This is a genomic window from Methanobrevibacter sp. (assembly GCF_036307625.1).
In the GTDB taxonomy this organism is placed as follows: Archaea; Methanobacteriota; Methanobacteria; order Methanobacteriales; family Methanobacteriaceae; genus Methanocatella.
Map to the genome: position 1 here is coordinate 14,521 of NZ_JAXJXF010000113.1, position 23,346 is coordinate 37,866.

Consider the following 23,346-nt stretch of genomic DNA (forward strand, 5'->3'; position numbering starts at 1 on the left):
TCTGTATAGACTTTCTAATAAATAATAATTATATGTTAAAGTATTTTTATTTATAACTTAATATATTAAATCATGAAATCCGAAGACATATTGACCGAACTTAAAGAATTATCCAAAAAAAATGTTATCACTTCAAAAGATTTAATGGAAATTCTTAAAAAGTATGCTCGGATTATATCCCCATATGACCTAATGATGGCTACAGCACGTATGCGAAAAGATGGTGAATTTATTCATGCAAATTATCGTGAAAAATATTTAAAAGTTTATATTAAATATTTTATACTTCGCATGAAAGAAGTTATTGAAAATGATCACTATACCGACAAGAAAATTGATAAAGAGTCTTTTGATACATCATTTCCAATGCTTAAAAGAACATTCGAAAAGGAAAGACTATCTAATGAAGATGACGACAAAATTCCATTGATTTATGTAATAACTGCAGTATACACAACATTCATATTGGAAGAACCTATTCATCCTGTGGGAAGCGAATTCCCCGGAAGTTTAAAAGTAGAGGAAAAAGATGGTAATTTTTTCTGTCCAGTAAAGGATAATCAAAAAGACAATATTAATGCAATTTGTCATTTATGCCTTGCAGAGCAAACACCAGACATTTAAGAGAGATGATTTGATGAACGTCTGTTTATATGGATCAGGAAGTAGGAAAATAGATAAAATTTACACAGATAATGCTTATGAATTAGGGTGCCAATTAGCTAAAAACGGACATGCGCTTGTTTTTGGTGGAGGAGATACTGGAATGATGGGCGCATGTTCTAAAGGAGTTTATGACAATAATGGAAAATCTATTGGAATAGCTCCCGAGTGGATTGGAAACTTTGAACCATTATGCGAAAAATGCAGCGAATTCATCCATGTTGATACAATGGATGAAAGAAAAAACAAATTTTTAGAAAAGTCAGATGCATTCATCATAACCCCCGGAGGAATCGGAACAATGGATGAATTTTTTGAAATAATAACCCTTAAAAAATTAAAGCAACATAATAAAGAAATAATCATATTTAATATTGATGGCTTTTTTAATAAGATGTTAGAAATGATTGACGAAATGAGTGAAAAGGGATTTTTATACAAGCAAGAGGAACTTTACAAAATAGCTAATGACATAAATGCAGTCATGAAACATTTAAATATTGATTGATATGGAAGTGCACGAATTTGAAAAACCACCCAGAGTAACATTGAAACGTAGTTTAATTGTGTTAATAGGCAATGTTTTAGGAATTTACTTAATTAGTTATTTGGGATTAGGCATTAAAATAGAAGAAAATGACATTATAATATTTATAATATTTATCTCAATTATTAATGCGCTCTTATGGCCATTATTGACAAGAATACTAATGCCCTTTTTGGTTTTAACATTTGGTGTGGGCACGCTTATCCTAAATGGGATGTTGCTTGGATTTTTTGCACCATTATTTGGAATAACAATTGAAGGCTATGCAATAATACTTACACCTTTAGCTATGGCCATTATTACAACAGCACTATCTTCATTACTTACCATTGAAGATGAAGGTTCTTACTACAGATCAGTTTACCGAGATGCAAAAAGGAAAAGAAAAGGCGAATTGAAAAAATATCCTGGAGTAATAATAATTGAAATCGATGGACTTGCTTATGACGTTTTATGCGAAGCTATCAAAAAGGGATTGATGCCAACTGTCAAATCCATGATTGATTCAAAAACACATACTCTAAGAGAATGGGAAACTGATTTATCCTCACAAACCGGTGCAAGCCAGGCAGGAATATTGCATGGAAATAATGAAGATATAACTGCTTTTAGATGGATTGAAAAGGAAAACGACAATCAGATGATGCAATGTTCAGGACCAATTCAAGTTAAAGAATTAGAAGAAAGAATTTCAGATGGAAATGGATTGTTGGCAGATAACGGAGCGAGCAGGTCAAACTTATTTTCAGGAGATACAGACAACATAATTTTTACCATGAGCAAAATATTAAACTTAAAAAAACTATATAATAGAGCCTGGTTTTCTGTATTTTCAAATCCTAGCAATTTTGCACGTATCGTATCATTATTTTTAGCTGAAATGATTCTTGAGATATATTCACAAATAAAACATAAAATATTAAATATTCAACCAAGAATAAAAAGAGGAATTATTTATATTCCAACAAGAGCCGGAACTAACGTATTCATGAGAGAAATTAATACTCAAACATTAATCGGAGACATGATGGTAGGAGATATTGATGTGGCATATTCTACATACTTAGGCTATGACGAAATAGCCCACCATTCAGGTGTTAGAAACAATGATTCATGGTATGCGCTCAAGGGAATGGACAAACAAATAAAACGTTTAGTTAATGCAACAAGATACTGTCCAAGAAAATATCAATTTGTTATCCAATCAGACCATGGACAAACAAATGGGGCCACTTTTAAACAAAGATATGGTGAGTCTTTTGAAGATTTCATTAAATCATTACTTCCACAGGACATGACTATATTCGCTAAAATGTCATCTAATGAAGACCATTACGGGAACACATTTATTCCATTTTCTAAACAAATTGACAATTTAAAAAATAGATCCGAAGATGATGAAAAAAAAGAATTAAGCGATTCAGAGGTTATCGTTTTAGCTTCAGGAAATCTTGCAATGATTTATTTAACACAATGGCGCCATAGACTAACATATGAAGAAATTAATACTCTCTTTCCAGAACTGATTCCGGGAATTGTAAAAAATGAATATATTGGTTTTATTCTTGTAAGGTCTTCAGAGAAAGGTGACATGGCAATCGGTAGAAATGGAACATATTATCTAGATAGTGATGAAATAGAAGGAATTAATCCCCTTGAAAACTTTGGAAAGAATATTGTCAGACATCTAAAAAGGAACAGTTCCTTCAAATATACCCCTGACATTTTAGTTAACAGTTTTTATGATACTGAAAATGATGAGGTATGTGCCTTTGAAGAGTTAATTGGAAGTCATGGAGGCGCTGGTGGAAGCCAGTCAAAACCGTTTATTCTATACCCTTCCCAGTGGAATACCCCAAACGAAGAGATTATTGGCGCAGAAAACATTTACAAAATTCTAAAAACTAATTTAAAAAATTTAAAAGAAAGTGCTGAAAATGATAAGTGACCAAGAAGTATTAGAAATTGCTAGAAAAATAGAAGATGCAAACAACATAGATATAAAAAAAACAATTGAAAAAGCAGCAACAGCAGGTTATCTTGGTGAAGAACATTTTTACTGCACAGTTATTGAAGACGGTGGTCTAACCCATACCGTTCCAGAGATTTTGGGTGATAGATACAAATCACAACCTCTAGACAATTTATATTTTGACATTATTTCAAAGTCATTGGACCTTGACGGCATTTACATATCCTTAGGATACTGTGCATCAAATTTAATTATTCCAGAAGAGGAATGCAGTGAAATAATTGAATATGACGATTATGACTTAGATGAAGACGAATACGAATACCTTGTAGAATATAATCTCATTACCGCAGACAGCGTTAAAAAATTTAGGGTTTATGCCGAAGAAGGTATTGCCAGCCATGAGAGAACAGAAGATGTTGGATTAATAATCAACATCATAGAAAAAGAATATAAAGCTTATTTTGCACTTAGATCAACTGACCAATGTATGTCCAGCTTCAGAGTTCTTCCTTTCAGTACAAAATATCAAAAGGAACATCCCCTATCATTCAAAAATCCCATAAATAAGATTTTAATAGAAATGATTAATGAAACCATTGTTTTAAATTAATCATTTCAAAGAGTAAATTATTGACCGGATAATTGTTATCAAACAGCAAACACCGATTGCAATAGGATATCCTAAAAAGGCTATAATTAAACCTACAATAAACAAAATGGACGGAATTACCAACGCATTTTTTATATTTAACGCATCAGATAATGATTTCTCAGGATTAATATCCATTAATGATTTAGCCATAACATAATGCATAATGTTCATTAAAATAAAATCAACACCATATAACACCTGTGCAAGCAGAGAAAATGGATTGTTTGCAACAAATATTGTCAGATATGGAATCATGGAAACAATCAACAACAATAAAATGTTTTGCCAAATGATTCTTGCATTAATTTTATCAACATGATTATAAATTACATGATGATACTGCCACAGATTTGTACATACTAAAAAACTTATCAGATATGCAAAATAAGAATTTTTTATAGCCATATTGCAGCAATCGAAGCTGTTTCTGGCTGAGGTAATTCCAATACCAAAACCGTTACAATTATAGCAATAATCGCATCATAAAATGCTTCCAAACGATTGGTCGGCATATAATTTTCATTTTCCATAATAATCTTTAATTTAGTCTCATTAAAATTTTTTTCCAATTTCAAATGCTTCAATGAACTTGTTAGGCTGATTTCTAACATCACCCAAACTTCCGGCAACCAAAACATCCAGTATCTCATAGTGCATGTTCATTTGGAATGGCTGGATTTTAGTAAGTTCAATGTAGGAATCATAATATCCTTCAGGCCCCAAATGAGTGAAAATTAAGGCCACCTTCCCGGACAAGGTTATGAATGGATTGTTAGTAATTCCAAATAATCTATCAATCAATATTTTTAAATCTCCAGTCATTTGCCCAAAATAAATTGGAGATGAAACAATCAAACCTTCCGCATTAGCAATTTGATGTGTTACTTCAAGTCCATCATCCTTAAAGACACAATCTTTGCCAGTTGTACATACTCCACATCCTTTACACGGATGAACATCCAAATCACTGATATAATGTTTAACAACATTATGACCATTTTCTTCGGCTCCCTTAATCATTTCATCAATTAACATGTCAGTATTCCCATGTTTTCTAGGAGAGCCCATTAATGCTACAATATCCATCATAATCCCCTTTTATTATTCCTTATCTGAGCTAACCTACCCATGTCAAGATTATCTATACCATGTTGAAGGTTTTCAATAATTCTTTTCTTATTATCTTTAAAATTAACATTGTTTAAATCCATAGAAACAGTATGATGAGTGATGAATCTACAATCAAAATCAAGATTTTCAATGAATAACTTTAATTCTTCCATCAATCCCCTTTCATTTAACGGTTGAAATTTGCTTTTCTTATACAAAGCTAAAAGACCGGTTCCTTCAAATAATACCAGACCACCAGTTCCAACGACTGTCGGATTAGCTTCACTGAAAATTTTTGCAGAATTCAATGCATGATTTTTAGTGTGTTTTACACCGCCAACACCATTTAAAAATGTCAACCAATAATCCATTCCCGCCTTATCAAGTTTTTCACATTGTTCAAGTATATCCCGACCAACATATCCTTTGTTTACACTTTTAAGTGTTTCATCATCTGCACTTTCAGCACCCAAATTTAATTCAACAATTCCCTTATCTCTAAGAATTTTCAACTCTTCAACACTTTTATCCATGATATTATCTACACGGGCAGCCATTGTCATGATTTCAATATTTGGCAGATATTTGTGAATTAAATCACAGATTTCATTTAACCTTTCAAAACCTAAAACAAAAGGGTCCGCACTCAACAGCTGTAATCTATTTGTTTCAGGGTAAAATGCAGCAATCTCTTTAATGTCTTCTTCAATCCATTCCATTGGAGAGGGTTGGAATTTAACAGAAGAGTACATATTGCAAAATTTACATTTGTTATGGCTGCAGCCCTGTGTTATTTCAAGCAATGGTGAAGGAGGTTCATATGGGTTTCAATAAACTGTTCCAGTATAATGCATTTTAACACCTATAATTTCTGTATTTGTTTAAGTATTTCCTCTTCATTTGATGAATTTGAAGCAATACTTGCAATATAACCATAATACTCTTTAATGAAATTTTTAGACAACTTTCCTTTTTCAGTTAAACTATACTCAGTAATCTTTGGTTTTTCTTGAATGACAGTTTTATTGACTAATCCTGAAAATGTTTGCTTCCTAAATGTAAATCAGTCAATACATATATTGTCCATTTCTTTTTTAAAAGAAAATTTAACTCTTCCATTGTTGATTTGATTTCATCATCCATACATTATCTAAATTTTAAAATTATATAATAAATATTTGCTACTTACCTAGAGGTAACATACTTATAATTTTTTTGCAAATTCATACGCTTCTTTTGGATATTTGGAGTACTTTGTCATTGAAGGTGTTCCGCAACCATATCCTAAAACCCTGCCACAATCATCTAAATTGAGATATCTGACCAATGTATCATAATGAGATTCCAGAGCGTCAAATGTCCAATCATCAGCATTATATGCTACTGTTAAAAGAGCTGATTTGAAGTTTTTCATTTGAATAGATGAATTTCTAGAGCAGAACCTATCTATTAGAATTTTCAGTTGAGCAGACATCCCATAATAGTATAATGGAGTTACAAATACCAACATATCTGATTTTAAGATTGTCTGCCTAATTTCATCCATATCATCGTTCAGGACACATTCCCCTTCGTAACCACAATGAATACATCCTATGCAAGGAGAGATATCTGAATGTGCCGCATCAATTTCCACTATTTCATGACCTTTCTCTTTAGCGCCTATGATAAAGTTTTCAGCAAGCATATTTGATGACCCATTTTTATTAGGAGATCCCTTTAAAACACAAATTTTCATATAACCACCAATATTAAATATATATTTTTACCAATATAACTGTTAACAAATGCAACATTTAAAAATCTTAAAAAAAATGAATAGATTTTGTAATAAAACCCATAAAATTAAAATCTGTCAATTTTACCAAAAAAAAAAACATTGAAAAAATTTACTATAAAAAATGTTAAGAAAAAAAGAAAAAATCAAAGATAATCAACGATTATCTTATTTTTTAATTGAAGCTATTGCACTTTGTGCACCTTGTCTTACATAACCTGATTCATCATCAAGTAATTTTTCAAGTGCTGGAATAGCTCTTTCATCATCCAAGTTACCTAAAGCCCAAGCAGCAGCCCCTCTAACTTTCCAATCTTCATCATCTAAAGTTTCAATTAAAGGCTCTACAGCAGGTTCACCCATACGGCTTAAAGCAGTGGATGCTTCCCTTCTGACTAACTTATTGTTGTCTTTTAAAGTTTCAATTAAAGCAGGGATAGCTTTAGGATTATTGATTGCACCCAATAAAGTTGCTGCATGTAATCTAATTTGTTTTTTTCTATTAGACAAAGCATCAATTAAAGGATCTACTGATTCATCAGCCCTTAACTCTAACTCTCCAATAGCATCTTCAACAACAAAGTCATCCTTATCGTTCAATAATTCAATTAATTCATCGATACTTCTTTCCATTTTAATCCCTCTTAAATTCAATAAGGAAAAATTATTGATATTTATATATTTAATATACTATTATATTTTGCCCATATAAAAGTATTTCGATAACATACGAACAAAATTTTTAAACTAATATTAAATATCATAAAATCAATATTATTAATATACGAACAAATTGTATCAAAGGGAAAATAATGTATAATATCGCAATAATCGGTGGAGATGGAATAGGTAATGAAGTAATGGATTCATGTGAATACTTACTCGATAAATTGGATTTGGAATTTAGTTTTGAATATGGAATAGCAGGTTTTGAATGTTTTAACAACACTGGGACAACATTACCTGAAGAAACAATCAAAATAGCAAACAAAAGCGATGCAGTATTATTTGGTGCATCAACTTCAACACCCGGCCAACCAAGTCCAATCATCAATTTAAGAAAAGCACTTAATGTTTATGCCAATATTAGGCCTATAAAATCCTATAAAGGAGTTAACTGCTTACGTGACGATATTGATTTTGTAATTGTAAGGGAAAATACTGAAGGTCTATACTCCCAAGTCGAATATGGCAATTGTGAAAAAATGATTGCCGAAAGACACATTACCAGAAAAGCATCCGAAAGAATTACAAAAGCTGCCTTTAACTTATGTATCAAAAGAGGTGAAAGAAAAGTTACCTGTGTCCACAAAAGCAATGTTTTGAAAAAAACCGACGGAGTGTTTAAAGAAAGCTTTTACAAAATAGCAAAACAATACCCTCAAATCATTACCGAAGATTATTATGTAGATGCAATGGCCATGTATTTAATCACACAACCCCAAACCTTTGATGTTATCGTTTCAAGCAATTTGTTTGGAGATATACTGTCTGATGAAAGTGCAGGATTAGTAGGTGGATTGGGTCTTGCCCCTTCAGGAAATATTGGAGACCATAATGGATTGTTCGAACCAGTGCATGGATCTGCACCAGACATTGCTGGGAAAAATATTGCAAACCCATGTTCCATGATATTATCTGCTTCAATGATGCTCGATTACTTGGGAGAATGGGAAATATCCAAAGACATCAAGAATGCAGTTGAAAAAGTGATTGCAGAATGTAAAATTAGAACACCAGACCTAGGTGGAGATTCTTGTACTATGGACGTTACAAAAGCTATTGTAAGGGAATTGATATAAATGCTCAATATTACCACTTTTTTAGATGCGAATTCAAAACGTCTAGACAAAGACGTATTGTATAACCCAACAACAGGCAATAAATACAATTCCAGTGAAATTTTATCAATCATTTCTGAAATTGGACGTAATTTAAAAGATTTAGGTGTTGAAAAGGGAGACCGAATATTAATTTATTTGAAAAACTCAGAAGAATATTTATTTTCACTTTTTGCAATATGGAGAATAGGAGCAATAGCCATACCGACAAACAGAATTATGACTTCAAAAGAACTTGAATACATAATTAGTGATTCAAATGCCGAACTGATGATTACTGACAGTGCTGCTGAAAATATAGTCGATATTGAAACATACATTCCACAAAACATCACTAATTTTAAAAACTGTGAAATTTTACTTGCTGAAAATACTGACTGGGACGATTTATGTCAATTACAATATACTTCCGGAACAACAGGAAAACCCAAAGGTGCAATGCTTACCCACGGAAATTATTTTACTGCAATTCATAATGAATGTGACGTATTGACATTAAAACAAGATGATGTATATCTAGGAATTTATCCAATGGCCCATGTTGGACTTTCATGGTCAATCTCAGCGTTAAGAGCTGCAGCATATTACATCCTAATGGAACAATTCAACATTGATGACTACTTAGAATTATGTGAAACTGAAAAGGTTACTGTTTTAACAGGAATGCCACCAGTAATCCACTCATTAACTACCATGGACGCTAGAAAAAGCCTAAAAACAGTTCGTGAAATTGTTTCCGGCGGAGGACCTCTGCATAAAAAAATATGGAAAGACTTCCACCAAACTTACCAGATTCCTATCATAAATGCTTATGGTTTGTCTGAAACAATTGTAATAGGAACAGGAACCGTTATCAGACCAGAAGATTATTGGGAAGCAGACAGATTTGAAAGTGTAGGTCATCCAGTTTGTTTTTCTGAAGTAAAAATTGTTGATGAAGATGATTCGTCAATAATAATCCCCCCTTATGAACAAGGCGAAATTGCCCTTAGAGGACCTGCTGTTGCAAAGGGATATTGGGGAAATTCTGAAAAAACAAAGGCATCATTTTTAGATGACGGATGGTTTTTAACTGGAGATGTGGGATATCTTGATGAAGACAACCGATTATTTATTACCGACCGTAAAAAAGACATGATTGTGATGAGCGGATGGAAAATCTATCCAACAGAAGTTGAAGAGGTTTTAATAAAATATCCTGAAGTTAAAGAAATTGCCATTTTTAGTATTAACGATTGCCACAGAGGAGAAATACCTGTTGCAGCTGTTGTTTGGGAAAATGAAGCAGATGACGAAGGATTAATTAGCTTCGCACATGAAAACCTATCAAGATACAAAGTTCCAAGAAAAATATTCGCATTGGATGAACTTCCAAGAGTAAATGGATGGAAATTGCTAAGAAGAGAACTTAGAAAAATGTTTAAAATATAACACCAGTTCATAGGATAAACTTAATATTTAAAAAATATGCACAATTTTTCAAAATTGGCAGAGCATATCTATCAGTTGAATAATTCACTCGCAATTAACCACACTAAATTAAAAAAAAGAAATAACTATGATTTATTTATAAATCATAGTTCCAATACCATTTGTTGTGAAAATCTCTAAAAGCAAAGAGTGTTTTTTACGTCCATCAATAATATGGCATGAGTTAACACCATTTTCAATAGCTTTTACACAGGTTTCTATTTTTGGAATCATACCCCCGGTAATAATGCCCTCTTCGATTAAATCAGGAACTTCAGAAATTTTAATTTTATGGATTAATGAATTCGGATCAGAAGGATTCCTTAAAACACCAGGAACATCAGTTAAAATTATCAATTTTTCAGCACCAATAAAGCTAGCAACTTCACCAGCTGCAGTATCCGCATTTAAATTCAAGCGAGATCCATCTTCTGCAATACCAATTGGAGATATTACTGGAATAAGGTCATGATTAATAATTAACTCAAGCAAATCAACATTGATTTTATCAACTTCCCCAACAAAACCTAAATCAACAAGTTCCTCATCGACCTTACTTACAGGTTTTTTATGGGCATAAATTAAACTGGAATCAATTCCAGACAAACCTATTGCATCACCATCATGATTGATAAGTTCAGATACAATTTCAGATGAAATCTTACCAGCAAGAACCATCTCAATAATTTCCATAGTTTCCTCATCAGTTACCCTTAAACCTTTAATAAATTTAGAATCTTTACCTAATTTCTCCATTGCCCTGGAAATTTCCGGACCACCACCATGGACAATAATTGGTCTCATTCCAACGTATTTGAGTAAAACAGTATCACGGGCTGTGAAGGACTTTGCTCCCTCATCAACCATAGCATGTCCTCCATACTTAATCAAAATTTTTTTATCATGAAACTTTTTAATGTATGGTAAAGCTTCAATCAATACATCTATATCTTTCATAAAATCACTATGTATACTATTTAATTTAATTATTTATAAGCTTTAAAGTTAAAAATCAATACAAAATCATTTATATATTTAAAAAATATAACAAGTATCATGTCAGAGATGAATAAACTTAAAGAATATTTGATTGACTTGGGAGCTAGTAAAGTTGGTTTTGCAGATGTTAATGGATTAGCCAGTGAATTTATTGATTTGCCAAATGGAATAAGCCTTATTTTGAAACTTCCAAAGGAATCAATAGAATATCTTTATGAAGAAGACTATAAATCATACTGGAAATCTTTTCATCACCAAATCGGACAATTAACCAAAATTTCACACAAAGGCGAAAGATATATCAAAAATTTGGGATATGATGCATTTGCACTGACAATGAAACGCAATGAATGCGACATGGAAAAACTATTAAGCATTTTACCTTACAAAACCATTGCTACAAAATCCGGTTTGGGGTGGATTGGGCGATCTGCATTATTTGTTACACCAGAATACGGTTCAGCAGTTGCATTGGGTGCAATTTTAACAAATATGCCTTTTGAATTTGGAACACCAATTACGGATTCCGAATGTGACGATTGTACAAACTGTCAGGATGCATGCCCCGTTGATGCAATAAACCCACAAAAATGGAACGACAGGTTGAATCGTTCAGACATTATTGATATTGAAGCCTGCAGTGAGTACATTATCGACCAATATAAAGCAGGGCTAGGATGTACAAAATGCATGAGCGAATGCAAACTCACACAAGAATATTTAAAAAGAGATTAAACTATGTTTTTGAGAAGAGCAAAAATATACGAATCTTATGAAATATTGAATTTTTACAAAAATGTAATTGATTCTATAGAAAATACTGAATTTAAGCCAAAATGGAATGAAAACTATCCGAATTTAAAATTTATAAAAAAATCAATTTTATCTGAAGAATTGTGGATTTACAAGCCAAAAAACAAAATAATAGCAAGCATTATAATAAATAATGAATTTCCAAATGAATATGATGATGTCATATGGTTAACTAACCCAAAATCTGATGAAATCGTAATAATCCACACATTTGCTATCAACCCAAATTATATGGGCAATAAAATTGGAATGAAAATAATTAATAAAATTAAAGAAAATGCCCTTAAAAATAACAAAAAATCTATTAGAATTGATGTTATTGATGGTAATGAAGGTGCTATCAAATTTTTTGAACATTTGGGATTTGAATATGTAAATACAATTGAAATTTACCATAATGCCGTCGGATTAGAAAAATTTCATCTCTACGAATTTCCATTACCCGACTAAAAAATTTCAATCAAATCCTTCGGATTCCAAATAATCATCAATGTCATAATTGTCACCATACTCATAATGGTCATAATACGCACCGGGGTCGGTTCTTGATAGCGTGTACCTATCAGGTACTACCGTATGATAATGATTTCCACCACCAGAATAACTGCTAGAATAAGTAGGATGATTTGAAGAAGTTGATGAATAAACCAAGTCAAAACCGGTACGATTGAGACCCAAGATATCATAGATTAATTTTGATTCGGAAATGTCCTTATTTTGAGTATCTACCATAACGCCATATACATATTTATCTTCATATGAATATTCTACAAAACATTTGCCGTCGCCAGAGGTTAAATAATCTGAGATGTAGATATTGATATTTTTATCGTAAATCCAATCATAATTATCCGGAGATGTTTTCCAAACAATAAAATAATCTTTAACCCCGAAAGAATCCACATAAGTTATATTTTTAGCATCATAATACTTCATTTCACCTGTGGAAATATTAAATGAACCATCTGGAATCTTTTCTTCATGAACTTTTAAGGCAGGTTTGAGAGTCACATTTAAAAATTCATCCCCACCAATCGCTTCGAAAAGTACATCGTCATAGTCTGCTTTAGGGGGATTCAAAACTCCAGAAATTGAAACAATCAGAATGAACATTAAACATGCAAATATTCCAACAGCAATAATCTGTTTAGTATTCATAATACCAAATAAATCAAATATTAATCTAAAAAAAATAAATTAGGAGTTAAAAACCCCTATAATCCACATTTGAATTTGAATCTGTATTCTTGGTTAACAATTTCCATTCCTATAAATGAACCTTTTAAAATATCTGCAACTTTTTGCAAGTCTTCAGCAGTTATTTGACTACCATTAGCAACTGGAGAGAAAAAGGTAATCACATCATCAGTGATGAGGTAGTTCAAAAGTTTAGTGTTTTCTTTTTGGTATTTTTCGACAATTGCTAAAATTTCTTCTTCTACAGCTTTATCTAAATTTGCCATAATATCACCTTAATGTTTAGTTAATTAAAGAAGTATATAAACTTATCAATAACCAATAAGTTACTTCCCCGCACTAGCATAAAAATTATGAAAATGATATTCGATGAAAATGTTTAAAATTAAAAGAACTGTTGAAATTATCTATTCCTTAATCAAGTAAATGCCTGTTAAAAAACTCCATAAAATCAAGGTATAAACAGAAAGTCTTTCAAAGACCGGCATGAAAACACTTTGAATATTGAAAAACATTACCCAAAATACAATTAATCCAATAACACCTAAAATCAATGATATTTTTTGATAAGCTCCAAAATCATCCATTGATCTTGAAATTAAAATAAGTAGAATATTACCCCCAAGTATGGCCATGACCGCACCTAAAGTGTGATATCCAGAAGTTAAAGGATTTCCGCCATGAATCAAACCGACAATAATTACACCAAAACCCGTGATTAATGTAAAAATATTAATAATGATTTTGTTTTTAATGATAAAGTCTTTAAACCTATAGAAATTACCGAATATCAATGTCAAACCAATCAATATGAAAGCGGAATTCATCAGCCAAAACAACGGTGAATTTGCATTGGGAATTCCAAGTTCTGAAATTGTATGGAAAGCATATGTATTAAAAATAGAAGAATTAAAAAAAGTTGCGGAAATAGCTTCAGCTAAAATATAATACAAACTACCTATTATAAAGACAATTCCTGCAACTTTAGATTTCATGATTAAAATCCGAATTTTTTATTGAAGTATTTTTCTCTTAATTCAAAATTAAGCTCTTCAATATCTGCACCGGCAATAGCTCTCTTAAGAATTTTGAATGAAGTCTTTTTAGGTACAGTAGTATGTTTAATATTGGACTTGTTCCAAATATTGTCAAACCTTTTCTTTAAGTTTCCAATATTCACTTTTTCTATGACATTTCTTAAGTTGATGATATTAGCTTCGTTAATAATCTCATAGCTAGAATAATCTTCTGCATTGAGTGAAATTGGGTTTAAACCTAAAATGTAATGCTGCAAATCATAATCAATGAAGGAATCATAATCTCCATCATAAGCATAGACATGTGCCTTTGCAGATAATGCGAGCCTGAACACTAAAAATTGATCGTTTATTAATGCTCTTGAGATAATCTCATCACAGAAATTCAAACCGGTTTGAATCATATCGGCAGATGATGATGCAACATATTTTTCATAATCTTCAAAGCTGAATTGGATGAGTGCAAACATGTACAAGTCAATCCATGCATTTTCCTCTAAAAACTCGTGTGCCTTATCAGTTAGTTGCAAATCATCATATGATTTTTCACTGTTAACATCAACATTCACATTACGAGCGTCATGTGCTTCTTTTAATAGAGGCAATACTCTTTCAACCAATTCATGTTTTTTACCTGAAACTTTTAATCCATTTTCTCTTAAAATATCTTTAAGTTCAGAAACAATGTATTTTTTAGATATGTGCTCAGCAGTTATCTCCACGTTGGAATTTACTTGAACATCCCCTTCAAGATATCCTTCATTAACTAAATAGTCAATGCATTCTTCAGTGGAAGAAAATGTTCCGAAGTTACCTTCATTTAAGATATCTTCAAGTTCATAACCACTGTTTAAAAAATTCAAAACATTAAAAATCTCTAATTTTTGTTCACTCACTTAAACACCTTTTTTGTTTCATTAGCAATATTTCAAAATTACCGAATGTTATAATTAAACTTCCCATTAGGAAAGCATATAAATTTGAAATAAATATTAAAATAATAGCTATCCCCACAACAGTAACTACTATCATTTTTATTATATCTTTTTTAGTTAATTTAATACTTTGCTTATAATACTCTTTATTTGCCATGATTGAAACATAGAAAATAATCAATGAAATAATCATTAGCACTGCTGCAAAGAGATGGTTCACATCCCCACTATGAATCAACTCAAATGCAACTGTCACCAAATTAATACTAATGACAATGAAATAATGACTAAACATCAATCTTAAAGATCGTTCTACCCTATGATGCTCCATTAAATTATGAATTTGAACCACATAAGAACCAAACATTGTTAAAACAATGAAAAATACAAGTATTGGGACAATTGTAAAATTTTCAACATCAAAAAAGTGAGTTAACCCAACAATAGCTTCACCAAAAGTTATAATTGTTAAAAGCTCAAACCTCTCAACAAGATGGGGAAAACTAATTATACTCTTATCGAAATGCCCCTTAATGAAAAATGGCAGAAATGCACCTCCCAAAACAGCAACGACATCAATTAAAATAATATATTCAGAGGGGAAATTAAACATTATTACTAAAATAGCAATCATATAAATTGTACAAACAAGTGATAGAATTGAAATTGAGTTTCCAGCAGCCCCTTGAAGTGAATTTTCTCGTTTGGCTTGGACAATATATAACAAAACGACAGTTAAAAGCATTATGAGCATTGATAAATTAAATGTAAATGACATGGATGTCCAATTAGGTGAAATCGTGTTTGCCATATAGATTACTGCAATCATATTTACACAAGCTAGCAGATAATCATGCCATTCCCATGTCCCATACCTATTCACATAGTTTGTAAAGTAAAGCCAAGCCTGCAAAATTACAAAAGAAGTGATAATATATATGAAAAGATTATGTAATGGGATTAACCCATCTACAGGTTCAGAAATAATTGAAGTTAACTTTGAAATTGCATATACAAAAATTAAATCATAAAACAATTCTATTAATTCAACTTGCTTTACTTTAACTTCCATATATACCATTATATTTTTTAGAATATTTATCTTTGTAAAATATTTTATCTAAATTCATGAAAAAAGAAAAAATTAAGGATTGCATGCCTCGTCAGCAGCTCCCATAATCACATTAATTTCACTAGACATATTAATTTCAGAAATCTTTTTAGGAGAATCTAGCTTTGCAGTATAATATGCTTGAGCAAAATTCATTGTAACATAATGCACATCTTTAAAATCAAGAATGTAATCATCCTTATCTATTTTGTTTAAGATGTCAACCAATTCTATAGCTATTTCACTAGACTCTAAAGATTTACCAAAATCAGCACCAACATTAATTAACATATTCACACCTACAATAAAATATTTAAAATTCATCGTTAATAAAATTAAACAATATGAAAACTTGTCCTAAATGTAAAAGACCATTAAAAAAAGTATTTCACGGAGAACCAACCGAAGAATTAGCCCTTGAATCATTAAATAACGAAATCATAATTGGAAACTGTTGTGAAAGCAATCATAACTACTATTGTGAAAACTGTGATGAATTTTTCCAAATTTAAAAAAAAAAAAACAAACCACAGTATGACACATCATCACAATCCCAACAGGTCCTTGTCGGGATTTGCATTTTTGAACAAATTAATTTTCACATCACTTTTCCAAGTGAATTTTAAAAGTCCTTCATGAATTTCTGTCAAATCATCGTCTGAAAATCCATCCAGATAATAAATCTTGCCCCTATGACCGACATTCATCATAAATCGAATCAGATGCCTGTGAACCATTACTGAAAAAGGTTTGTATATGACAATATCATCAGTTATATATTCTATTAGTTCATCCAATTCAAAGATATCCGGATTAAGCACTTCCACATCACAATTCGGAAATTTTTCAGATATTATTGTTTCATAATCCACAACATCACCGTTATTAAATTTAAGTGCAATCACTATTAAAACTAATGGGCAAAATACAAAAAAACAAATTAAATTACTATTTGACTTCAAAATTACTTTAAACTAATAAAATTGCTTTAAAAAAATACATACTAATTTATAAATCTTTAATTCATATATACAAAGTACCAAATAAAAATACAGGCTAAATTATGAATAAAAAAGATTTTAAAATGAGAACAAAAGTTATCGAAGAAACATTTAGTGACATGAGAAAAATTAAATGTGTTACTCCCAAAGAAATAAGAAAGGTTGATGAGGACATTTATCCCGGAGGAGACATATTTACAACAGAAGAAGGAGAGTTTATTGACCTGGAATTTCAAATGGATGATTTTGATGAAAATGAACTGGTCAAATACATAGAACTTGCTGAAGCATTATATGAAAGACACGGAAAAAAAGTTTCAATTTATGTAATCTGTCCAAATAACATAGACATATGTGTAAAAGAGTGTAAAATCATGTCAGAAGCAGATTTTACCATAAAGTTAGCATGCATTGAGGAAGATCCATGCGAAATTATTCTACAAATGATTAAAAATAAAATAAAAAATAAGGAAATGCTTGATGGTGATGATTTGCATGCGCTTGCAATGCTGCCAGTAAAGTGCAGGCCGGAAAAAAGAAATTATTTCAGAAAAGAGTATTTTAGAATCATGAACAAAATATTTTAATCTAAATATTCCATTTCAATATAGTTTTACCAAATCTAGAAATATAATCTCTGTCAAATGATTCTTTCAAATCATTTAAAGAATTTATTTCACAAACATTGGTGATTAATTTTTCCAAATGCTCAAATAATAGTGGATTTTGTTTGAGAGTTTCAACAACTCCAATAAAATCTTCTCGGTCAGATCGGCTGTTTCCTTGAATAGTCAATCCTTTTTCTAAAACCATACGAGTATTTATAGGTACAGGGTATTCACTAACTCCAAACAGATTAATGGTTCCCTGAGGATTTATTAAATCAATAATCTGGTCAATGGCTGTTTGTGATGCACTTGAACCAACACACTCAAAAGCATGGTCAATAGTCACACCATCAACATCATGAATTCTACATATCTCATCAGCAAATGAAAACAAATTTAAATTTTCCTGATGTTTTCCAAAAACAATTACTTTGGATTCGGGAAATAGTTCTTTGAGAAGTAATGCAGTTATAAAACCCAAATTACCATCCCCCCAAACGCCCAAATTATCTTTAGGAGTTATGGCAATTTGTTTAAATTTATTAATACCCTGATATGCTACAGAAATTAATTCTATAAATGCTGAAACATTTAAATTGAAATCATCAGGTATTTTAACAACTCGATCACTCGGCAAATTAATCAAATCAGATGTGAATCCGTCAAATCCACTTCCTCTAAATTTTGAATTATATGAATAATTCGGAGCATAAATGTCATCACACAAAGGAGTGTTAGGTATCATAACTACTTTATCGCCAGATTTGAAATTACCTTTGCTATCAAAAACAACTTCACCGATTGCTTCATGAATCAAAGCCATCGGCAATTTTTCATCCAAAACTTCAGAAGGTCTTGAACCCTGATAATATCTTTGATCTGCCTGACAGATTGAAAGATGAGTCGGCCTTACTACAACACCATCCAAATCCACTTCATCAATAGCTTCTTCAAAGAATTTTGGAGATTTTAATCTGTAAACAATGTTAATCATGAATATCCTCAAGTATTGTGTTAGCTAATTTTAAATCATATGGATAGGTAATCTTAATATTTGTCACATCACCATCAACTAGATGTACATCCTCATCCTTAAGTACGAATATTTTGCATGCATCTGTAAGAATATTACTTTCTTCATCAGTTAAACTATTAATTAAATTGAAAAGTTTCTTTATATTGAAGCTCTGAGGAGTTTGGCCTTGGTAATAATAATCCCTCACAGGGATACTTTCTATTGTAGTACCATTGATGCTTTCAACAATTGTATCAGTTGCCGGAATGACTGTATCACAGGCCCCATATTTTTTTGCTGCCTTAATGTTATCTTCAATAATGCGATGAGTCACAAACGGACGCACTGAATCATGAGTTATGATAATTGACTCTTCATCAATGCCATAATTCTCATCAATGTAATTGATACTATTCAATATGGTGTCGTTTCGAGTTTGTCCCCCTTCAATAACAATAATGTCATCTGAACTTGAAATATATTTATCAATCAAATGATTTGTATGATTAATGAAATTTTTTGGAGTCAAAACAATTATTTTATCAATTTTATCATTGATAACAAATTTTTCAATTGTATGAACAATAACAGGTTTATTACCTAATGTTAAAAATTGTTTTGGAGTGTCAGTACCTCCCATTCTAGATCCAATTCCACCTGCCAATATTGCTGCAAAAATCATCTAAATTTACTCCCTTGAAAATAATGTGCAAAATAATTAGAATTAATCTTTTTAAATATAATCGATTAAATCGCGAATTTTTTCTACTAAATAGAAATCTATAAAAAATAGTATTTAATAATTTTCAAAAAAAAATAGTTATGGAGATGTAATATCTCTCTTTTAAAAAATCATTCCTTTTTAAACATGATTAAATAGTGGGATTTTCCCTGAGGAATATCTTCACCTATTTCTTCATTTAAATAAACCTTTTTAAGACCATGAACCTTGAACAATTTTTCTAAGTCATCTGGTGAAGACCTCATTTTTGTAGGAGGTCCATTAGGAACATCCCATGCCTTATAGTCCATGATAGCTATTTTACCATCATCGGAAACTATCCTTCCAAGTTCACAAACTGCTTCATCCAATTTTCTTGATGCTTTAAAACCATGGAAAACATTGACAAGCAAAACAACATCAACTGAAGCATCATCAACACCTGGAATTCCCTCAGTAATGTCTGCTTCGATATTTATTAAGTTTTTAACATCGTTTTCCTTTTTATAAGTTTCCATATCTTCAATGGATGCATCATAAATATCCACTGCATAAACAGTCCCTTTGTGATTGTAATCTTCTAAAACTTTTATTGCATTATGACCGTCACCACAACCTGCATCCATAAAAGTTTCATCACCATTGAGACCCAATTCTTTTAAAATTTCATCAGAATCTAAAAAATTTGCACTTGAAAACCCATGTGCTCTATGACCATTTTCAGGCATCATCTATTATCACCCAATTAATAATCTTTAAAAAATAGTATTTAATAATTTTCAATATGATGAAATATTCACAACAGTTAAAAAATAGTTAAAATAAATAAAAAAAGTTATAAGAGGATTATTTTTTCCAAGTTTGTTTAACTCCTCTTCCTCTTTTACTACCAGGTTTAGTATAACTTCTTTTTGGTCTGGTTCTTCTGTTAGTTCCTTTAACTTTTGCCATATTTTCCCCTCCTTAAAATTTATCATTACAAAATTAAAATTAAATCTATAACAAAAAAATATTTGTTTTTAAGATATTTAAAGCTTTTCTTTAAGTAGTGTATTCTGCATTAATTTTAACATAATCATAAGTTAAATCACAACCCCAAGCAGTTGCTTGACCATCACCCAATCCCATGTCAATATTAACAATGACATTTTTAGATTGCATAATCTTTTCAGCCCTTTCAAGATATGGAGTATCTTCAAAAGCTAAAATTTTCCCTTTTCTTACTAAATCAACATCTTCTTCATCATCAGCAACTGAAATGGTCACAATATCCGGATTTAAATCCGCACCAGAGTATCCTATTGCAGAAACAATTCTTCCCCAGTTAGGGTCCCCACCAAAGACAGCTGATTTGAATAAACTTGATGAAATAATTGATTTGGCTGCAAGTCTAGCATCTTCGAGGTTACGGGCACCACCAACATTAGCTTCAATGAATTTGGTTGCGCCTTCACCATCACGTGCCATTTTTTTAGCTAAATCAATGCATAAACAGTTTAATGCCTGTTGGAAATTAGTATCCAATTTTCCATCATTTACCGCTTCAACACCTGATGCCCCATTTGCCATCATCAAACATGTATCATTAGTACTTTCATCTCCGTCAACTACAATCATGTTAAAACTGACATCAGCAGCCTGTTTCAACGCATTCTTAATTTCTTTAGCAGGAATTATAGCATCAGTAACAATATATGACAACATTGTACCCATATTCGGTGCAATCATCCCACTTCCTTTTGTAATACCTGCAATTTTAACAGTTTCACCAGTAGTCAATGTAACTTCAACAGCACATTCTTTAGGGAAAGTATCAGTGGTCATTATCGCACGAGCAGCAGCAAGTGAATTTTCAGGTCCATTGCCCAACTTAGAAATAGATTCATAAGCGACTTTTGAAATAGTATCAATAGGCATTTCACGACCAATAACACCAGTGGATGAAATGGCTATCTCCCCTTTAGGTATATTTAAATCTTTAGAAAGCAATTCAACCAAAGTTTCACAATCTTTTAAACCTTGTTCACCAGTGAAACAGTTAGCATTACCACTATTGACAAAAACTGCAGAAACAATTCCTTTTTTAACAACATTTTTTGTATATTTTACAGGTGCCGCCACAACTTTATTGTTTGTAAAAACAGCAGAAGCTGTACTATTAGGAGAAACAATAATTGTAACTCCATATTTACCTTCACGTGCACCTGACACTTTTAAATTTTCAATTACTGAAAATCCACCATCGATATATTTAATATATTCCATATAAATCCCCATAAGTCTATTAATAAGATAAATTATAATTAGTTAAATTATATTTGGCAATATCCTCCTGACTGTTAAAATCAACACGAGGTTCTTTATTATAATGATCAGTCGTGACATTGGTTAAATTAGAAGTCATTTCAACAGTGACATTTTCATAAGCTACTTGTGAATTTTCATCAATGGATTCACCATTAAGAGCCATTGAAATACCAATTCCCGCACCAATAACAAATGCAATCAATGCAATGATAATTAAAAAGACAGTGGTTTTGTTGGTTTTGCCAGCCTTACGTGTATATTGCCTTTTTTGAACATTAGCAGGAGGTCTGTTGTATCTTGGTTTCAAGACCAATTTCTTTTTATCTTTTCGTTTTTTCATAATATTTTCTCTTTTTTAACTATTAAGTTACAAATGCATAAACTAATGCTATAATAACGCCTAAAAACCCAAACATTCCAAGACCTAAAATAGACATCACGTAAACAAAAATAAATACAAATACAAATACTCCAATCAATTTTGCTTTTTCATTTTCAATTAAATTAATTAAAGTTCTAGAGAACTCTGACGGAATATTATAAGCATATAATCCATTAGCCAGTTCAAAAACAACCAATGATAATGGAGATGTTGATGGTAAATCATCAACCAATTGAGCACGTTCACCTGCTTCTCTTCTACTTCTTCCAACACCTGCTCTTATTTTTGCACCATTATCCAATGCAAACCATGCAGCATCCAAACCTGCACGAATAGCCAAATCCTTAGAAGGGAATCTTGCAATGAAATCATCTCCACCTTCCCGATATCCTTCAAGTTCGCCATCACATTCTGTTTCTATGAAATTTTTAATTCCAGTCATGAGGTCGACAAGTTGATTTCTACCGTTTTTATTAATGAATTTGGTTGAATCAATCAAATCAATGAACAGATAATTTTCCAAAGTAATGGGTCTAGATTCTTTTAATAGAAATGGAGCATCGAAAACCAAAGCATATTCTCCTCCAAGTTTAGTAAAAGCAATTCCTGGAAAACTGCCAACACTTTGAGTATAATGAATTGCTCTTTCGATTGAAGCAGCACCAGTCATACCTACAGCAGATATAACTTGAACACCTTCAGACAATCCAATACCAATAAGCTCTATAGCCACTCTTATTGCATCATTTTTACTCAGCATTTTAGCAACAAGTTCAGTAGCGGTTTTTTCAACAATTTCTCCATCTTCATTTTCGATAATCTTAACAAAAATATTAATTAAGTTAGAATGATGAGGTATTTCAATGTAGAAATAACGGTCACTTCCCATGATAATATTACTTACCAATGCATACTCTTCAATTCTGTTCTCTGCAGGCTTTAACTCATGAAAAGTATATTCCACAGGAATATTTTCAGCACCAACATCACGAATAAGATTTTGCAAAATGGTGTCTGAAGTAATTTCCGCTTTTTCAAGCTCAAATAATATGGTTTGAGTATAATTAAATAATTCCACATATTCAGTTTCGAGAGAATTAGTCGGGAAAAACTTAGTTCCAACAGAAATAGGATTAAGTTTAGTTGTAAATTTAATGTAAGCTTTAGTTAAAGCACTAGTCATCT

General features: G+C 31.4%; 30 protein-coding genes. 10 read left to right on the top strand and 20 right to left on the bottom strand.

Going from position 1 to position 23,346, the window contains the following annotated elements:
• The first annotated feature begins 72 nt into the window (after positions 1 to 72).
• The 4 genes from UIB65_RS07300 to UIB65_RS07315 are packed head-to-tail and all read left to right on the top strand — an operon-like array spanning position 73 to position 3,795.
• Positions 73 to 624 carry a DUF2115 domain-containing protein gene (locus tag UIB65_RS07300; RefSeq protein WP_330040607.1) on the top strand — a complete coding sequence of 184 codons (552 nt, stop codon included), beginning with the start codon at positions 73 to 75 and terminating at the stop codon, positions 622 to 624.
• Between the two features lie 13 nt (positions 625 to 637).
• Positions 638 to 1,171, top strand: coding sequence for a TIGR00730 family Rossman fold protein (locus tag UIB65_RS07305; RefSeq protein WP_330040608.1), 534 nt, complete (start codon positions 638 to 640; stop codon positions 1,169 to 1,171).
• 1 nt (position 1,172) lies between these two features.
• Entirely contained in the window at positions 1,173 to 3,158 is a 1,986-nt protein-coding gene (locus UIB65_RS07310; RefSeq protein ID WP_330040609.1) for a phage holin family protein, read from the top strand.
• On the top strand, positions 3,148 to 3,795 hold the full coding sequence (locus UIB65_RS07315) for a hypothetical protein (protein WP_330040610.1): 648 nt from the start codon (positions 3,148 to 3,150) through the stop codon (positions 3,793 to 3,795). Before UIB65_RS07310 ends, UIB65_RS07315 begins: the two co-directional genes overlap by 11 nt.
• Here UIB65_RS07315 and UIB65_RS07320 read toward each other — a convergent pair whose 3' ends face one another.
• The 6 genes from UIB65_RS07320 to UIB65_RS07345 form a co-directional block, all read right to left on the bottom strand.
• On the bottom strand, positions 3,796 to 4,242 hold the full coding sequence (locus tag UIB65_RS07320; protein WP_330040611.1) for a TMEM175 family protein: 447 nt from the start codon (positions 4,240 to 4,242) through the stop codon (positions 3,796 to 3,798).
• On the bottom strand, positions 4,233 to 4,349 hold the full coding sequence (locus UIB65_RS07325; RefSeq protein ID WP_330040612.1) for a TMEM175 family protein: 117 nt from the start codon (positions 4,347 to 4,349) through the stop codon (positions 4,233 to 4,235). Before UIB65_RS07325 ends, UIB65_RS07320 begins: the two co-directional genes overlap by 10 nt.
• Before the next feature lie 40 nt (positions 4,350 to 4,389).
• Entirely contained in the window at positions 4,390 to 4,923 is a 534-nt protein-coding gene (locus UIB65_RS07330; RefSeq protein WP_330040613.1) for a flavodoxin family protein, read from the bottom strand.
• Entirely contained in the window at positions 4,923 to 5,750 is an 828-nt protein-coding gene (locus tag UIB65_RS07335) for a radical SAM protein (RefSeq protein WP_330040614.1), read from the bottom strand. Before UIB65_RS07335 ends, UIB65_RS07330 begins: the two co-directional genes overlap by 1 nt.
• A gap of 401 nt (positions 5,751 to 6,151) precedes the next feature.
• Entirely contained in the window at positions 6,152 to 6,685 is a 534-nt protein-coding gene (locus UIB65_RS07340) for a flavodoxin family protein (protein ID WP_330040615.1), read from the bottom strand.
• A 207-nt stretch (positions 6,686 to 6,892) separates the two neighbouring features.
• The gene (locus tag UIB65_RS07345) at positions 6,893 to 7,357 is read right to left on the bottom strand and encodes a HEAT repeat domain-containing protein (protein WP_330040616.1); all 465 of its coding nucleotides are present in this window, start codon (positions 7,355 to 7,357) and stop codon (positions 6,893 to 6,895) included.
• A 179-nt stretch (positions 7,358 to 7,536) separates the two neighbouring features.
• Between UIB65_RS07345 and aksF the strand changes: the two genes are divergently transcribed.
• A complete protein-coding gene (gene aksF, locus UIB65_RS07350; RefSeq protein ID WP_330040617.1) occupies positions 7,537 to 8,526 on the top strand; it encodes a homoisocitrate dehydrogenase in 990 nt (329 codons plus the stop codon).
• Positions 8,527 to 9,996 (top strand): AMP-binding protein, encoded by a 1,470-nt coding sequence (locus UIB65_RS07355; protein WP_330040619.1) that lies wholly within the window; start codon positions 8,527 to 8,529, stop codon positions 9,994 to 9,996.
• A 132-nt stretch (positions 9,997 to 10,128) separates the two neighbouring features.
• Here the strand turns inward: UIB65_RS07355 and argB are convergent, their stop codons facing one another.
• Positions 10,129 to 10,992 (bottom strand): acetylglutamate kinase, encoded by an 864-nt coding sequence (argB, locus tag UIB65_RS07360; RefSeq protein WP_330040620.1) that lies wholly within the window; start codon positions 10,990 to 10,992, stop codon positions 10,129 to 10,131.
• A gap of 99 nt (positions 10,993 to 11,091) precedes the next feature.
• Between argB and UIB65_RS07365 the strand changes: the two genes are divergently transcribed.
• Both UIB65_RS07365 and UIB65_RS07370 read left to right on the top strand, forming a co-directional pair.
• On the top strand, positions 11,092 to 11,769 hold the full coding sequence (locus UIB65_RS07365; protein WP_330040622.1) for a reductive dehalogenase domain-containing protein: 678 nt from the start codon (positions 11,092 to 11,094) through the stop codon (positions 11,767 to 11,769).
• Positions 11,770 to 11,772: 3 nt separating this feature from the next.
• Entirely contained in the window at positions 11,773 to 12,297 is a 525-nt protein-coding gene (locus UIB65_RS07370) for a GNAT family N-acetyltransferase (protein WP_330040624.1), read from the top strand.
• A gap of 6 nt (positions 12,298 to 12,303) precedes the next feature.
• Here UIB65_RS07370 and UIB65_RS07375 read toward each other — a convergent pair whose 3' ends face one another.
• The 6 genes from UIB65_RS07375 to UIB65_RS07400 all read right to left on the bottom strand — a co-directional run bounded on the left by UIB65_RS07375 (position 12,304) and on the right by UIB65_RS07400 (position 16,418).
• Positions 12,304 to 13,005 carry a hypothetical protein gene (locus UIB65_RS07375; RefSeq protein ID WP_330040625.1) on the bottom strand — a complete coding sequence of 234 codons (702 nt, stop codon included), beginning with the start codon at positions 13,003 to 13,005 and terminating at the stop codon, positions 12,304 to 12,306.
• 56 nt (positions 13,006 to 13,061) lie between these two features.
• Positions 13,062 to 13,310: a hypothetical protein gene (locus UIB65_RS07380; RefSeq protein WP_330040627.1), complete on the bottom strand. Its 249-nt coding sequence runs from the start codon at positions 13,308 to 13,310 to the stop codon at positions 13,062 to 13,064.
• A gap of 141 nt (positions 13,311 to 13,451) precedes the next feature.
• Complete coding sequence (locus UIB65_RS07385) at positions 13,452 to 14,039, bottom strand: DUF998 domain-containing protein (protein ID WP_330040629.1); 588 nt, start codon at positions 14,037 to 14,039, stop codon at positions 13,452 to 13,454.
• Between the two features lie 2 nt (positions 14,040 to 14,041).
• The gene (locus UIB65_RS07390; RefSeq protein ID WP_330040631.1) at positions 14,042 to 14,977 is read right to left on the bottom strand and encodes an SAP domain-containing protein; all 936 of its coding nucleotides are present in this window, start codon (positions 14,975 to 14,977) and stop codon (positions 14,042 to 14,044) included.
• A complete protein-coding gene (locus UIB65_RS07395) occupies positions 14,970 to 16,088 on the bottom strand; it encodes a low temperature requirement protein A (protein ID WP_330040633.1) in 1,119 nt (372 codons plus the stop codon). The genes UIB65_RS07390 and UIB65_RS07395 overlap by 8 nt, the downstream gene beginning before the upstream one ends.
• 72 nt (positions 16,089 to 16,160) lie before the next feature.
• Entirely contained in the window at positions 16,161 to 16,418 is a 258-nt protein-coding gene (locus tag UIB65_RS07400) for a hypothetical protein (RefSeq protein WP_330040636.1), read from the bottom strand.
• 53 nt (positions 16,419 to 16,471) lie between these two features.
• On the opposite strand from UIB65_RS07400, the gene UIB65_RS07405 reads away from it, so the two are divergent.
• Entirely contained in the window at positions 16,472 to 16,639 is a 168-nt protein-coding gene (locus UIB65_RS07405; protein ID WP_330040638.1) for a hypothetical protein, read from the top strand.
• 33 nt (positions 16,640 to 16,672) lie between these two features.
• Here UIB65_RS07405 and UIB65_RS07410 read toward each other — a convergent pair whose 3' ends face one another.
• On the bottom strand, positions 16,673 to 16,999 hold the full coding sequence (locus UIB65_RS07410) for a hypothetical protein (RefSeq protein ID WP_330040640.1): 327 nt from the start codon (positions 16,997 to 16,999) through the stop codon (positions 16,673 to 16,675).
• Between the two features lie 212 nt (positions 17,000 to 17,211).
• Between UIB65_RS07410 and UIB65_RS07415 the strand changes: the two genes are divergently transcribed.
• On the top strand, positions 17,212 to 17,715 hold the full coding sequence (locus UIB65_RS07415) for a hypothetical protein (protein WP_330040642.1): 504 nt from the start codon (positions 17,212 to 17,214) through the stop codon (positions 17,713 to 17,715).
• A gap of 1 nt (position 17,716) precedes the next feature.
• On the opposite strand, the gene UIB65_RS07420 is transcribed toward UIB65_RS07415, so the two are convergent.
• The 6 genes from UIB65_RS07420 to UIB65_RS07445 all read right to left on the bottom strand — a co-directional run bounded on the left by UIB65_RS07420 (position 17,717) and on the right by UIB65_RS07445 (position 23,344).
• Positions 17,717 to 18,730, bottom strand: coding sequence for an alcohol dehydrogenase catalytic domain-containing protein (locus UIB65_RS07420; protein WP_330040644.1), 1,014 nt, complete (start codon positions 18,728 to 18,730; stop codon positions 17,717 to 17,719).
• Positions 18,723 to 19,433, bottom strand: coding sequence for a 2-C-methyl-D-erythritol 4-phosphate cytidylyltransferase (locus UIB65_RS07425; RefSeq protein ID WP_330040645.1), 711 nt, complete (start codon positions 19,431 to 19,433; stop codon positions 18,723 to 18,725). Before UIB65_RS07425 ends, UIB65_RS07420 begins: the two co-directional genes overlap by 8 nt.
• Positions 19,434 to 19,603: 170 nt before the next feature.
• A complete protein-coding gene (locus tag UIB65_RS07430) occupies positions 19,604 to 20,203 on the bottom strand; it encodes a methyltransferase domain-containing protein (protein WP_330040646.1) in 600 nt (199 codons plus the stop codon).
• 310 nt (positions 20,204 to 20,513) lie between these two features.
• The gene (gene argJ, locus UIB65_RS07435) at positions 20,514 to 21,737 is read right to left on the bottom strand and encodes a bifunctional ornithine acetyltransferase/N-acetylglutamate synthase (RefSeq protein ID WP_330040647.1); all 1,224 of its coding nucleotides are present in this window, start codon (positions 21,735 to 21,737) and stop codon (positions 20,514 to 20,516) included.
• 19 nt (positions 21,738 to 21,756) lie between these two features.
• Positions 21,757 to 22,119 carry a hypothetical protein gene (locus UIB65_RS07440; RefSeq protein ID WP_330040649.1) on the bottom strand — a complete coding sequence of 121 codons (363 nt, stop codon included), beginning with the start codon at positions 22,117 to 22,119 and terminating at the stop codon, positions 21,757 to 21,759.
• 22 nt (positions 22,120 to 22,141) lie between these two features.
• Entirely contained in the window at positions 22,142 to 23,344 is a 1,203-nt protein-coding gene (locus tag UIB65_RS07445) for a hypothetical protein (RefSeq protein ID WP_330040651.1), read from the bottom strand.
• Between the last annotated feature and the right edge of the window lie 2 nt (positions 23,345 to 23,346).

What these genes read in the sequence shown, in the direction of transcription:
- UIB65_RS07300 (WP_330040607.1), top strand. Translation starts at nt 73, where the DNA reads ATGAAATCCGAAGACATATTGACCGAACTTAAAGAATTATCCAAAAAA.
- UIB65_RS07305 (WP_330040608.1), top strand. Translation starts at nt 638, where the DNA reads ATGAACGTCTGTTTATATGGATCAGGAAGTAGGAAAATAGATAAAATT.
- UIB65_RS07310 (WP_330040609.1), top strand. Translation starts at nt 1,173, where the DNA reads ATGGAAGTGCACGAATTTGAAAAACCACCCAGAGTAACATTGAAACGT.
- UIB65_RS07315 (WP_330040610.1), top strand. Translation starts at nt 3,148, where the DNA reads ATGATAAGTGACCAAGAAGTATTAGAAATTGCTAGAAAAATAGAAGAT.
- UIB65_RS07320 (WP_330040611.1), bottom strand. Translation starts at nt 4,242, where the DNA reads ATGGCTATAAAAAATTCTTATTTTGCATATCTGATAAGTTTTTTAGTA.
- UIB65_RS07325 (WP_330040612.1), bottom strand. Translation starts at nt 4,349, where the DNA reads ATGCCGACCAATCGTTTGGAAGCATTTTATGATGCGATTATTGCTATA.
- UIB65_RS07330 (WP_330040613.1), bottom strand. Translation starts at nt 4,923, where the DNA reads ATGGATATTGTAGCATTAATGGGCTCTCCTAGAAAACATGGGAATACT.
- UIB65_RS07340 (WP_330040615.1), bottom strand. Translation starts at nt 6,685, where the DNA reads ATGAAAATTTGTGTTTTAAAGGGATCTCCTAATAAAAATGGGTCATCA.
- UIB65_RS07345 (WP_330040616.1), bottom strand. Translation starts at nt 7,357, where the DNA reads ATGGAAAGAAGTATCGATGAATTAATTGAATTATTGAACGATAAGGAT.
- aksF (WP_330040617.1), top strand. Translation starts at nt 7,537, where the DNA reads ATGTATAATATCGCAATAATCGGTGGAGATGGAATAGGTAATGAAGTA.
- UIB65_RS07355 (WP_330040619.1), top strand. Translation starts at nt 8,527, where the DNA reads ATGCTCAATATTACCACTTTTTTAGATGCGAATTCAAAACGTCTAGAC.
- argB (WP_330040620.1), bottom strand. Translation starts at nt 10,992, where the DNA reads ATGAAAGATATAGATGTATTGATTGAAGCTTTACCATACATTAAAAAG.
- UIB65_RS07365 (WP_330040622.1), top strand. Translation starts at nt 11,092, where the DNA reads ATGTCAGAGATGAATAAACTTAAAGAATATTTGATTGACTTGGGAGCT.
- UIB65_RS07370 (WP_330040624.1), top strand. Translation starts at nt 11,773, where the DNA reads ATGTTTTTGAGAAGAGCAAAAATATACGAATCTTATGAAATATTGAAT.
- UIB65_RS07375 (WP_330040625.1), bottom strand. Translation starts at nt 13,005, where the DNA reads ATGAATACTAAACAGATTATTGCTGTTGGAATATTTGCATGTTTAATG.
- UIB65_RS07380 (WP_330040627.1), bottom strand. Translation starts at nt 13,310, where the DNA reads ATGGCAAATTTAGATAAAGCTGTAGAAGAAGAAATTTTAGCAATTGTC.
- UIB65_RS07385 (WP_330040629.1), bottom strand. Translation starts at nt 14,039, where the DNA reads ATGAAATCTAAAGTTGCAGGAATTGTCTTTATAATAGGTAGTTTGTAT.
- UIB65_RS07395 (WP_330040633.1), bottom strand. Translation starts at nt 16,088, where the DNA reads ATGGAAGTTAAAGTAAAGCAAGTTGAATTAATAGAATTGTTTTATGAT.
- UIB65_RS07400 (WP_330040636.1), bottom strand. Translation starts at nt 16,418, where the DNA reads ATGTTAATTAATGTTGGTGCTGATTTTGGTAAATCTTTAGAGTCTAGT.
- UIB65_RS07405 (WP_330040638.1), top strand. Translation starts at nt 16,472, where the DNA reads ATGAAAACTTGTCCTAAATGTAAAAGACCATTAAAAAAAGTATTTCAC.
- UIB65_RS07415 (WP_330040642.1), top strand. Translation starts at nt 17,212, where the DNA reads ATGAGAACAAAAGTTATCGAAGAAACATTTAGTGACATGAGAAAAATT.
- UIB65_RS07420 (WP_330040644.1), bottom strand. Translation starts at nt 18,730, where the DNA reads ATGATTAACATTGTTTACAGATTAAAATCTCCAAAATTCTTTGAAGAA.
- UIB65_RS07425 (WP_330040645.1), bottom strand. Translation starts at nt 19,433, where the DNA reads ATGATTTTTGCAGCAATATTGGCAGGTGGAATTGGATCTAGAATGGGA.
- UIB65_RS07430 (WP_330040646.1), bottom strand. Translation starts at nt 20,203, where the DNA reads ATGATGCCTGAAAATGGTCATAGAGCACATGGGTTTTCAAGTGCAAAT.
- argJ (WP_330040647.1), bottom strand. Translation starts at nt 21,737, where the DNA reads ATGGAATATATTAAATATATCGATGGTGGATTTTCAGTAATTGAAAAT.
- UIB65_RS07440 (WP_330040649.1), bottom strand. Translation starts at nt 22,119, where the DNA reads ATGAAAAAACGAAAAGATAAAAAGAAATTGGTCTTGAAACCAAGATAC.
- UIB65_RS07445 (WP_330040651.1), bottom strand. Translation starts at nt 23,344, where the DNA reads ATGACTAGTGCTTTAACTAAAGCTTACATTAAATTTACAACTAAACTT.